We start from the raw sequence: 11,235 nt of genomic DNA, 5'->3' as shown, positions 1-11,235 counted from the left end.
CCTCAAGGACGCCCTGGGCTGGGGGGAATCAGCCCAGGGCGTCCTTGAGGAACCCCGGGGCGATGTAGCGCTGGTAATGGGCTTCCGATAGCAGGAAGAATTCCCGATCAATGGCATCGCGCAACTCTGGCAGGCTCCAGTCGCGAAACTCCGGCAGCAACACCATCCCATAGGCATCCAGCTGGTTGATCACCCGGGCGCCCCGGGCAATCAGTTGATAGGCCCAGCAATACTCCGACTGATGCGGCACGAAGCGAATCTTGCGCTGCTCCAGCTGCTCGCGCAGGCGTGGCGAATCGAAGACTTCCAGCTTGCCCGCCATCACTTGCACCAGCAGTTGCTCCAGACGCAACCAGACCGCGCGTTTCTCTTCCTCGTTGTAACCGTTCCAGTTGATCACTTCATGGTGGAAACGCTTGCAGCCACGGCACACCAGGTCACCGTAGACGGTGGAGCAGAGGCCGACGCAGGGGGTCTTGATAGTCTGATTGGGCATAGATAGACAGCACGCGGAAAAACAAAACAGGTCGGCATGTTAGCCCTTTGTCTAACATTGATCACCCCTCAAACTTTAATACGCCAACTTACGTTTAGATTTTTTTTGCCGTAGAATTAGCCAGCCTTTTTAGGCGCCAATGTCCGTTTGAAGCTGTTTTCAAAGCGTCACGAGCACAGTCGTTCCTTCAGAGCGGTGTTGGCGAGGGGTTTTTCCAGCGGGGAAAAACTCAACGCCAACCCTCATCAGCTCCCCGTTCTGCAGGCGTAAAACTTTGAAAGCAGCTTCTGTAAGGAATTGTCGGTAATTCTGGCTAAGTGGCCCACAACGCCACGCAGCGCATGAGTACGGCAATTTCGGGATGAGCGTCCCGGACACCCATTTGGGACCACTGATGAGGGTAATAACTGTGCTTGAAGCCTACCGCAAACATATCGAAGAGCGCGCAGCACTGGGTATCGTTCCCCAGCCGCTTAACGCCGAACAAACTGCAGGCCTGGTCGAGCTGCTGAAGAATCCCCCGGCTGGCGAAGAAGCTTTCCTGGTTGACCTGATCACCAACCGCATTCCACCTGGTGTGGACGAAGCAGCCTATGTTAAGGCTGGCTTCCTGTCCGCCCTCGCCAAAGGCGAAGCCACTTCCCCTCTGATCGACAAAAAGCGCGCTGTTGAACTGCTTGGCACCATGCAAGGCGGCTACAACATCGTGACTCTGGTTGACCTGCTCGACGACGCCGAACTGGCACCGGTCGCTGCCGCGCAACTCAAGCACACCCTGCTGATGTTCGATGCGTTCCACGACGTCGCGGAAAAAGCCAAGAACGGCAACGCTCACGCCAAAGGCGTGCTGCAATCCTGGGCTGACGGCGAGTGGTTCCAGAACCGTCCGGTACTGGCCGACAAGATCAGCCTGCGGGTGTTCAAGGTCACTGGCGAAACCAACACCGACGACCTGTCCCCTGCCCCGGACGCCTGGTCCCGTCCGGACATCCCGCTGCACGCTCTGGCCATGCTGAAAATGGCCCGTGAAGGCATCGTTCCTGACGTCCAGGGCGTTACCGGCCCGATGAAACAGATCGAGGAAATGCGCGGCCAAGGTTTCCCGATCGCCTACGTCGGTGACGTGGTCGGTACCGGTTCGTCGCGTAAATCGGCAACCAACTCGGTGCTGTGGTTCTTCGGCGACGACGTTCCTTACGTACCGAACAAGCGTGCCGGCGGTTTCTGCTTCGGCAGCAAGATCGCTCCAATCTTCTACAACACCATGGAAGATGCTGGCGCACTGCCGATCGAATTCGACGTGACCAACATGAACATGGGCGACGTGATCGACCTGTACCCGCATGCTGGCAAAGTCTGCAAACACGGCACCGACGAAGTCCTGACCACCTTCGAAATGAAGACTCCGGTTCTGTTGGACGAAGTTCGTGCCGGCGGCCGTATCCCGCTGATCATCGGTCGCGGCCTGACTGACAAAGCTCGTGCCGAGCTGGGCCTGGGCCCTACCGATCTGTTCAAACTGCCTGAAGCACCTGTCGACACCGGCAAGGGCTACACCCTGGCACAGAAAATGGTCGGCAAGGCGTGCGGCCTGCCAGAAGGCAAAGGTGTTCGTCCAGGTACCTACTGCGAACCGAAAATGACCACCGTCGGCTCCCAGGACACCACCGGTCCAATGACCCGTGATGAACTCAAAGACCTGGCGTGCCTGGGCTTCTCCACCGACCTGGTGATGCAGTCGTTCTGCCACACCGCGGCGTATCCAAAGCCGATCGACGTCACCACGCACCACACCCTGCCCGACTTCATCATGACCCGCGGCGGCGTTTCCCTGCGTCCGGGCGACGGCATCATCCACTCGTGGCTGAACCGCATGCTGCTGCCGGACACCGTCGGTACCGGTGGTGACTCGCACACCCGTTTCCCGATGGGCATTTCGTTCCCGGCCGGTTCCGGCCTGGTGGCATTTGCTGCAGCCACTGGGGTGATGCCGCTGGACATGCCGGAATCGATCCTGGTGCGCTTCAAAGGTGAGATGCAACCGGGCGTTACCCTGCGTGACCTGGTGCATGCCATCCCTTACTTCGCGATCCAGGCTGGCCTGCTGACCGTCGAGAAGAAAGGCAAGAAGAACGCTTTCTCCGGCCGCATCCTGGAAATCGAAGGCCTGGACAACCTGAGCATCGAACAAGCTTTCGAGCTGTCCGACGCCTCGGCCGAACGTTCGGCTGCCGGTTGCACCATCAAGCTGTCGAAAGACTCCATCACCGAGTACCTGAACTCCAACATCACCCTGCTGCGCTGGATGATCGGCGAAGGCTACGGCGATGCGCGGACCCTGGAACGTCGTGCGCAAGCGATGGAAGCCTGGGTTGCCAACCCTGAGCTGATGGTTGCCGATGCTGACGCTGAATACGCCGAAATCATCGAGATCGACCTGGCCGATATCAAGGAGCCTGTGCTCTGCGCGCCAAACGATCCGGACGACGCCCGTCTGCTGTCCAGCGTTGCTGGCGAGAAGATCGACGAAGTGTTCATCGGCTCGTGCATGACCAACATCGGTCACTTCCGCGCGGCCGGCAAGCTGCTGGATCAGGTCAAGGGTCAGCTGCCAACTCGTCTGTGGTTGTCGCCACCGACCAAGATGGACGCTCACCAGCTGACCGAAGAAGGCTACTACGGCATCTACGGCAAGGCCGGCGCGCGCATGGAAATGCCGGGCTGCTCGCTGTGCATGGGTAACCAGGCACGTGTAGAACCGAACTCCACCGTGGTCTCGACTTCTACCCGTAACTTCCCGAACCGTCTGGGTGACGGCGCGAACGTCTACCTGGCCTCCGCCGAGCTGGCGTCCGTTGCATCGATCCTGGGTCGCCTGCCGACCGTCGAGGAGTACATGGAATACGCTGGCAAGATCGACAGCATGGCAGCGGACGTGTACCGCTACCTGAGCTTCGACCAGATCGCCGAGTTCCGTGAAGCGGCCGCCAACGCCAACATCCCGGTGGTGCAAGCCTAAGGTTGTAGCGTTGTAGAAAGGAACGCCGCGTATCCCACGATACGCGGCGTTTTTTTATGCCTGGGATAACTCCCCGGCCCTCCAGCCCCGCAGGCTCTCCTGCAGCGTGTCGTCGACACTGGTACCACTGAGCAGCACCTGATACTCGGCACTTGATGGCAAGGCCGCGAGGGCATTCCTGGCCTCGTGCTTGAGCCGAGCCAGGGCCAGCTGCTTGTGCTCGAGGCTGACCTGACGGAAGAACTCGTCCAGTGCCTCGATGCTGGTGCCGTCCAGGTCCGGGGACTCCTCCAGGCTGAGGATGATGGTGTGGATCGGCGCCTCGACATGGCGGATCAGGCTCAACGCACCACCGAGGATGCGCTCGGCGTTGGCAAAGAACAGCGCCTCACCCGGACGCAGGATCAGGATACCCGGCACCTGACGGGCCTGGGGATGGCGGCTCAGGTCGACAAAGTCGTGACCACTGCCCAGTTGGCCGAGAATCTGGATGTCCGCTGACGACAACTGGCGCAGCATCAACAAAATGCTCACGCCCACGGAAAGCAGCAGGCCGTCCAGCACCCCCAGCACCAGCACTGCCATCACCGCACAGATCACCAGCACCCGGTCCCGACGCCAAATGAAATAACGCCCCAAAGGCTGCAGGCTCAAGCCATGGCCCAGGGCATACATGACGATCGCCGCCAGTACCGGCTCCGGGGTCAAGGCAATGTAGGGCAGCACGGTGAGCACGATGACCAGCATCACCGCAGCGGCAGTCAGCCCGGCCAGCCGCGACCGGGCCCCCGCCGCCTCGTTGGCCGAGGTGGCCGAGTAACCGGCGCCAGCAGGCATGCCATGGAACAGCCCCGACACCAGGTTGGACGCACCCAGGGCCAGCAAGTCGCGGTTGGACGACACCCGGTCGCCGTGCTTCAAGGCAAAGGAGCTGATGGAACCATAGGATTCGGCATACAGGATCATCACCAGCGCGAACGCCAGCTCTCCCAGCCGCAGCCAGTCGGCGAACGGCAGCTGCGGCAGGCTCGGCACCTCCAGATTGAGCTCGATAACACCGATCAGGTCGACACCGTGGGCCGGCAGGTTCAACCACTGCCCGGCCCCGATGCCAAGGACCACGGCCACCAGCCCCCCGGGCACATAGGGAATTCGCGAACAGATCGCCAGCACCAGCAAGGCCGCCGCCGCGACTCCGGCGCCGGCCCAGTTCCACTGGGGCCATTGCTCGAGCAACTGCGGCAGAAAGCGCACCAGGTTGCCGGTGCTCAAGTGCACCCCGACCACCGTGGCGAACTGCTTGAGCACAATGGTCAGCGCCAGGCCGAAAGCAAAGCCGCGCAGCACCGGTTTGGCGATGAAGGCGGTCACGCCGCCCAGGCGAAACAGCCCGGCGAGCAGGAAGAAGACCCCGGTCAGCAGCACCAGGGCAAACGCCAGGGTCAAGCGCAATTGCGCATCGCCCCCGGCCAGAGACAGGGTTGCCGCTGCCAGCACCGCCGCCGAGGAGGACGTGGCCGAGACGATGGCAAAGCGGCTGGTACCGAACAGGCCATAGCACAGCAGCCCGGCGAACAGGGCAATGACCCCGGCCTGGGGCGGCAAGGCAGCGATGCTCGAATAGGCCACCGCTTCCGGCAGCAACAGGCCAGCGATGGACAAGCCAGCCAGCAGGTCCCGAGAACGCCGGGGCGCGGGAGTGGCAGCAACCTGCCCTTGATCAGTCGACAATCTGGCCCACCCATCCTGGCAAGTAACGTGCGTCCTGGCTGCGGGCCAGCTTCATGCCGCGGGCCCGGACCTTGGCCCCCAGCTTGCACAACGTCTCGATGTCGATGCGCCGGCGAAAAAAGTCCGCCCAGAGGAACTCGCTGAACGGTGTGGCGTCCTTGGCAAAACCACCGGCGCGGCGCAACAAGCCGGCCAGGCTGCGATACGGATCGTCCTGCAGGTCGAGGATGCGCCCGGGGATGCGTTCGAAGGAGCGCCGCACGCCCTGAGCGTCATAGGGATGGGCCCACTGGTTGAACCCCATCACTTCCCAGAAGCTGTCCGGCTCGACAAAGGACAGGTCCTTGAGCACCAGCAACGGCACCTCTTTCACCTCTTCCTGCAGCAAGGCCAGGCCGAAGTGGTGGTGATCGACGATGTAATAACGCTGCCGGGGACCCAGCACGCAGGGAAACCAGTGATCGTTCAGCGCAGCCGTCCGCGCCTTGCGCTTGAGCTGTTGCCATTCCTGGCGCTTGGCCTGAACTTCGGCCAGCCCCACGGTGAGTTGGGTCGGGTGCAGGGTCTCCAGACGGGCGCGGATCAACTGCGGGCGGGCACGGGCCATGAAGTGACTCCAGACAGGAACAAAATCATCAGCTTAGACCTTTATTCCCCGGCGGCAGAGGATCTCCGTCAACTTCCTGCAACCGTGCTTGCTCACCCCGCGCCTGCATCCGCACTCCCGAGGCCACCAGGCGCCACACCGCCAACCGCTCCCAGGACGCAAACAAAAACGCCGCCGGTGCTTTCACAGCACCGGCGGCGTCGTTTGCAACCGCTCACCCCATCGGACCAACCCGCCTGATGGGCAAGCCAGGACTCAAGAAGCCAGCGAGTACACCAATGCGGTAATAGCTACCAGGCCCACCAGGGTCACGAACACATTGGACGCCTGGCCGCGATAACGGGCCATGGCCGGTACCTTGCGGATCGCGTACATCGGCATCAGGAACAGGATCGAGGCGATCACCGGGCCACCGAGGGTTTCGATCATCCCCAGGATGCTCGGATTGAGGGTCGCCACCACCCAGCAGATCACCAGCATGAAGGCTGCGGTCATGCGGTCCAGGGTTTTCGCCGCCGGACGTCGACCACTCTTGATGATCAGGCCCTTGAGGCCCTCGCTGGCACCGATGTAGTGACCCAGGAAGGACTTGGAAATGGCCACGAAGGCAATCAACGGCGCGGCGAAGGCGATGGTCGGGTTGCTGAAGTGGTTGGCCAGGTAAGACAGGATCGACAGGTTCTGCGCCTTGGCTTCCGCCAGTTGCGCAGGCGACAGGGTCAATACGCAGCTGAAGACGAAGAACAGCACCATGGCCACCATCAGCAGGTGGGCGCGGGAGAGGATCTGCGAGCTGCGCTCTTCAGCGTGCTGGCCATAGCGACGCTTCTGGTCCACGGCAAAGGCCGAGATGATCGGCGAGTGGTTGAACGAGAACACCATCACCGGAATCGCCAGCCACAGGGTATGCAGGAAGGCCGAAGGGGCCGGTACATCGCTCGCGGTAGCGAGGATGCCGCCATTCCAGTGAGGCACCAGGAACACCGCGAGGAACAGCAAGGCGACGATGAACGGATAGACCATCAGGCTCATGGCCTTGACGATCACCTGCTCGCCGCAGCGCACCACGGCCAGCAGGCCGAGGATCAGCAGCAGGGACAGGATCGCCCGCGGTGGCGGCGCGATATGCAACTGGTGCTCCATGAAGCTGCCGACCGTATTGGTCAGGGCCACGCTGTAGATCAGCAGGATCGGGAAGATCGCGAAGAAATAGAGCAAGGTGATCAGCGCACCGGCCTTGATCCCGAAGTGCTCTTCCACCACTTCGGTGATGTCCGCACCGTCACGTCCAGAGAGCACGAAGCGGGTCAGCCCGCGGTGCGCATAGAAGGTCATGGGGAATGCCAGCAGCGCCAGGATCAGCAGCGGCCAGAAGCCACCCAGGCCGGCATTGATGGGCAGAAACAGGGTACCCGCACCGATCGCGGTGCCAAACAGGCCCAGCATCCAGGTGGTGTCTTGGCGGTTCCAGCGGCTCAGAGTTGCTGGGGCTGCCGCTTCAAAGCGTTGATCGACGCTGTTGGCCTGATCATTCATCCGGTGGGATCTCCACATTCCGGTCGTTTGCCATTCGGTCAGGGCGAGTCGGAGTACCCGACGATAAGTGCCTCGACCGAAACAGGGGGGGCGCGATTGTCCGGGATTCCAAGGGCGCTGCATAGACTCAGCTGAGGAACGGTTTGTACGCCGCAGATAAATTCTTCCTGCGGACCGAGGTGTCTGGCCCGCCACTTTGCCGATACTCGGCAACACCACCACGGGCATCGGCCGGTGCTTCGGGGGGCGGGCCAGAGCCGGGTATCGCGTTGACAAGATTCATCTGACGACGGCATGATCCGCCCCATGAATATTTACGCGCTCAACCCTGTCACTAGCACCACGACTGCCTTCGGCGGGTCGTGTGGTGGCTGTGCAGGATGAAGCAAGCACAGTAAAACCAAGGCCCCGCCAGCAATGGACGGGGCCTTTTGTTTCTCCGTCCACCTGGCCTACAAGGAGAGACAAGATGCCTTCAACCCATGCCAAGCGTGCCCTGCTGGTCATCGACATGCAGGTCGGACTGTTCAACGGACCGGACAAACCCTACAAGCGCGAACAAGTCCTGGAAAACATCAACCAGCTGATCCGCCGCGCCCGCCAGGCCGGGGCGCCGATCTTCGCCATGCGTCATACCGGCCCCGCCGATTCCCCAATCGCCGCCGGCAGCGCGTTCTGGCAGTTGCTGCCCACCCTGGAGCTGGATGAAGAACAGGACTGCGTGCTGAACAAGACCCGCCCCAGCTGCTTTGTCGGCACCGGGCTGGCCGAGCACCTGCAAGACGCCGAGGTCAATGAACTGGTGATCGTCGGCATGAAGACCCAGTACTGCGTAGATGCCACCTGCCGCGCCGCCGGCGACCTGGGTTTCACGGTGCTGCTGGCGGAGGACGCCCACACCTGCATGGACACACCGCTGCTGGGGGCGAAAAAAATCATTGCCCACCATAACGCCACCTTGAACGGCCCCTTCGTGCGCCTGGCCAAGACCCATGATCTGACTTTCTAGAAACCTGCCCCCTACCCGGGTCGCGCCGGCAACGGCGCAGCCCCCCCGGCAAGGGCCTCACCGAGCATTGCCAAAGTTCCAGCAAAACCGCACTCTTGAGCCCTTTCCTCGCCTTTATGGAGTTCTCCATGAGTGCCACGACCGTCGCCGGATGCGTGCTCTACAGCGTTCACCCGGCCACCCTCGCGCAGTTCTATGCCGAACTCCTCGGCTGGCCAATCAGCGAACGACACGACGACTACCTGCAACTCGAGCACCAGGGCTTCGAACTGACCCTGGTCCAGGTGCCTGCGGCGCTTGCCGAACGCATCCAGTTAGAGGTCCCGCCCCGCCCCCGCAGCGACTCGCCCTGCAAGCCAGTGTTCCAGGTCGACGATCTGCAACAGGCCCGCCAGCGTGCTGCCGCCGCCGGTGGCCAACTGTACGAAAGCCAACGCGAATGGCTGTTCAAGGAGGCCCGGGTCTGCGACGGCGTCGACCCGGAAGGCAACGTCTTCCAACTGCGCCAGCCCCTGCCCCGTTAACCCCCGGAGGAAATCCTTGATGCACGCCACCGTCCTGGTCCTGGTTGAAAACGTCAACGCCTACCTGCCCCTGCTCGAACAGCAGGGCTTCCAGCTGATCCTGGCGCCGACGCCCGCCGAGCGTGCCCAGGCAATCAAGACCCATGCCGGACAGATCGACGCGGTACTGACCCGTGGCCCCCTGGGCCTGACAGCGGCGGAGATCGCTGCCCTGCCCCAGCTGCAGATCATCTGCGTGATCGGCGCCGGCTATGAGCAGGTGGACCTGCAAGCCGCGAGCAACCACGGGGTTGCCGTGACCAATGGCGCCGGGGTCAATGCCTCCTCCGTGGCCGATCACACCCTGGCATTGCTGCTGTCCCTGGTGCGCGGCATTCCCCAGGCCGATGCCGCCGTGCGCCAGGGTCAATGGCCAAAAGTCATGCGCCCGTCCCTGGCCGGCATGCGCCTGGGGATCCTTGGCCTCGGCGCCGTGGGCCAGGCGATCGCCCGGCGCTGCGCCCTGGGTTTCGACATGACGGTGGGTTATCACAGCCGTCAGCCAAGACCGGACCAGCCCTACCGCTTTTACCCAACCCTGGTTGAGCTGGCGCAGGACTCGGACGTGCTGGTAATTGCCACGCCCGGCGGCGCCGAGACCCAACACTTGGTGGGCTCCCCCGTGCTCGAGGCTCTTGGCCCGGAGGGGTTCCTGGTGAACATTGCCCGCGCCAGCGTGGTCGACACCGACGCACTGCTGCAGGTCCTGGAACAACGGCGGATTGCCGGCGCGGCCCTGGATGTGTTCGATGACGAGCCAGGGGTGCCGGAACGCCTCAAGGCCCTGGACAACACAGTGCTGACACCCCACGTCGCCGGGCTCTCGCCCCAGGCCAGCCAGGACACCGTGGCAATGGTCGGCCGCAACCTGCTCGCGCACTTCGCCGACCAGCCGCTGCTGACCCCGGTGGCACTGCCCGCGCCGAACCGAAACGTCCCCTGATAGAAAGCACGGCCTATGCTCGTAACGGCGACCGGGGGTTGTTGCGTTCGCCAATGACAATGATCCAGCGACCGCCTCGCAACCAGGAACACTCGGTTGGCCGGCAAGCCGGTTGCTACAGATTCAAACGCTTGTATCAAAAGCAATGATTGTCCAGCAACACGCGCACCTATAAAGGCCCGCCGCGATTGTGAGGGGCCAGTAGGCGCATTAGATTAGCCAATAATCTCTGGCCTCCAGAATAAGCAGAAGGGATAAGCATGGCGCTTACAGACCAATCCACCCGAACGCGCTCCGGCGAGGAACTCGATGCCAGCCTGATCGATCCGTACCTCAAGGCACAGATTCCAGGCCTGACCGGCACGCCGCAGATCAGCCAGTTCCCGGGCGGTGCCTCGAACCTCACCTACCTGCTGGAATACCCCGGCCAGGAGTTCGTCCTGCGCCGCCCACCCTTCGGCCACAAGGCCAAGTCCGCCCACGACATGGGCCGCGAGTTCCGGATCCTCAATCAGCTGCGCGAGGGTTTTCCGTACTGCCCCAAAGCCTACGTGCATTGCACCGACGAAGCGGTGATCGGCGCCGAGTTCTATGTCATGGAACGGGTCAAGGGCATCATCCTGCGCTCCGATTTGCCGCCGGAGTTGGGGCTCGACGCGAACCAGACCCAAACCCTGTGCAAGAGCTTCATCGACCGCTTGGTCGAACTGCACCGGGTCGACTACAACGCCTGCGGCCTGGGCGACCTGGGCAAGCCCGAAGGTTACGTGCAGCGCCAGATCAAGGGCTGGAGCGATCGTTACGAAAAGGCCCTGACCCCCGACGCACCGCAGTGGCAAGCGGTGAAGGCCTGGCTCAACGACAAGATGCCCGCCGACCATCCGACTTCGAGCATCGTGCACAACGACTACCGCTTCGACAACGTGATCCTCGACCCGCAGAACCCGATGCAGATCATCGGCGTGCTGGACTGGGAACTGACCACCCTGGGTGATCCGCTGATGGACCTGGGCAACACCTTGGCCTATTGGATCGAAGCCGCCGACCCGGCGCCGGTGCAACTGATGCGCCGCCAGCCGAGCAACGCTCCGGGCATGCTGACCCGCCAGCAGTTCGTCGACTACTACGCCGAGCGCGCAGGTCTGCAGATCGGCAACTTCGACTTCTACTACACCTATGGCCTGTTCCGCCTGGCCGGCATCGTGCAGCAGATCTACTACCGCTTCTACCACGGCCAGACCCAGGACAAACGCTTCGCACAGTTCATCCACATGAACACACTGCTGGAGCAGATGAGCCTGCAAGTCATCGGCAAATCCAGCCTCTGACAG

General features: G+C 62.4%; 9 protein-coding genes. 5 read left to right on the top strand and 4 right to left on the bottom strand.

What is annotated here, in order from left to right; all coding sequences use genetic code 11:
* Positions 1-28 precede the first annotated feature (28 nt).
* Complete coding sequence (locus GV819_RS22445) at positions 29-496, bottom strand: DUF1289 domain-containing protein (protein WP_161758235.1); 468 nt, start codon at positions 494-496, stop codon at positions 29-31.
* Between the two features lie 409 nt (positions 497-905).
* Between GV819_RS22445 and acnB the strand changes: the two genes are divergently transcribed.
* The gene (gene acnB / locus GV819_RS22440; protein WP_161758243.1) at positions 906-3,515 is read left to right on the top strand and encodes a bifunctional aconitate hydratase 2/2-methylisocitrate dehydratase; all 2,610 of its coding nucleotides are present in this window, start codon (positions 906-908) and stop codon (positions 3,513-3,515) included.
* Between the two features lie 54 nt (positions 3,516-3,569).
* On the opposite strand, the gene GV819_RS22435 is transcribed toward acnB, so the two are convergent.
* From GV819_RS22435 to GV819_RS22425, 3 genes are all read right to left on the bottom strand, one after another.
* Positions 3,570-5,246 carry a SulP family inorganic anion transporter gene (locus tag GV819_RS22435; RefSeq protein WP_161758234.1) on the bottom strand — a complete coding sequence of 559 codons (1,677 nt, stop codon included), beginning with the start codon at positions 5,244-5,246 and terminating at the stop codon, positions 3,570-3,572.
* Complete coding sequence (locus GV819_RS22430) at positions 5,236-5,853, bottom strand: ParB-like protein (protein WP_161758233.1); 618 nt, start codon at positions 5,851-5,853, stop codon at positions 5,236-5,238. The genes GV819_RS22435 and GV819_RS22430 overlap by 11 nt, the downstream gene beginning before the upstream one ends.
* A gap of 255 nt (positions 5,854-6,108) precedes the next feature.
* A complete protein-coding gene (locus tag GV819_RS22425) occupies positions 6,109-7,389 on the bottom strand; it encodes a serine/threonine transporter (RefSeq protein ID WP_161758232.1) in 1,281 nt (426 codons plus the stop codon).
* Between the two features lie 469 nt (positions 7,390-7,858).
* Here GV819_RS22425 and GV819_RS22420 point away from each other — a divergent pair, with 469 nt between their 5' ends.
* From GV819_RS22420 to GV819_RS22405, 4 genes are all read left to right on the top strand, one after another.
* Entirely contained in the window at positions 7,859-8,398 is a 540-nt protein-coding gene (locus GV819_RS22420) for a cysteine hydrolase family protein (protein WP_161758231.1), read from the top strand.
* 128 nt (positions 8,399-8,526) lie between these two features.
* Positions 8,527-8,922, top strand: a complete 396-nt coding sequence (locus GV819_RS22415) for a VOC family protein (RefSeq protein WP_161758230.1) — start codon at positions 8,527-8,529, stop codon at positions 8,920-8,922.
* 19 nt (positions 8,923-8,941) lie between these two features.
* Positions 8,942-9,904: a 2-hydroxyacid dehydrogenase gene (locus GV819_RS22410; RefSeq protein WP_161758229.1), complete on the top strand. Its 963-nt coding sequence runs from the start codon at positions 8,942-8,944 to the stop codon at positions 9,902-9,904.
* A 260-nt stretch (positions 9,905-10,164) separates the two neighbouring features.
* Positions 10,165-11,232: a phosphotransferase family protein gene (locus GV819_RS22405; protein WP_161758228.1), complete on the top strand. Its 1,068-nt coding sequence runs from the start codon at positions 10,165-10,167 to the stop codon at positions 11,230-11,232.
* The last annotated feature ends 3 nt before the right edge of the window (positions 11,233-11,235 follow it).

It is taken from the genome of Pseudomonas sp. Fl5BN2, assembly GCF_009908205.1.
Taxonomy (GTDB): Bacteria; Pseudomonadota; Gammaproteobacteria; order Pseudomonadales; family Pseudomonadaceae; genus Aquipseudomonas.
This window is presented reverse-complemented; position numbering and strand designations above follow the sequence as displayed.

Coding starts and splice junctions, on each gene's coding strand:
- GV819_RS22425 (WP_161758232.1), bottom strand. CDS start 7,389: ATGAATGATCAGGCCAACAGCGTCGATCAACGCTTTGAAGCGGCAGCC.
- GV819_RS22445 (WP_161758235.1), bottom strand. CDS start 496: ATGCCCAATCAGACTATCAAGACCCCCTGCGTCGGCCTCTGCTCCACC.
- GV819_RS22410 (WP_161758229.1), top strand. CDS start 8,942: ATGCACGCCACCGTCCTGGTCCTGGTTGAAAACGTCAACGCCTACCTG.
- GV819_RS22405 (WP_161758228.1), top strand. CDS start 10,165: ATGGCGCTTACAGACCAATCCACCCGAACGCGCTCCGGCGAGGAACTC.
- GV819_RS22420 (WP_161758231.1), top strand. CDS start 7,859: ATGCCTTCAACCCATGCCAAGCGTGCCCTGCTGGTCATCGACATGCAG.
- GV819_RS22430 (WP_161758233.1), bottom strand. CDS start 5,853: ATGGCCCGTGCCCGCCCGCAGTTGATCCGCGCCCGTCTGGAGACCCTG.
- GV819_RS22415 (WP_161758230.1), top strand. CDS start 8,527: ATGAGTGCCACGACCGTCGCCGGATGCGTGCTCTACAGCGTTCACCCG.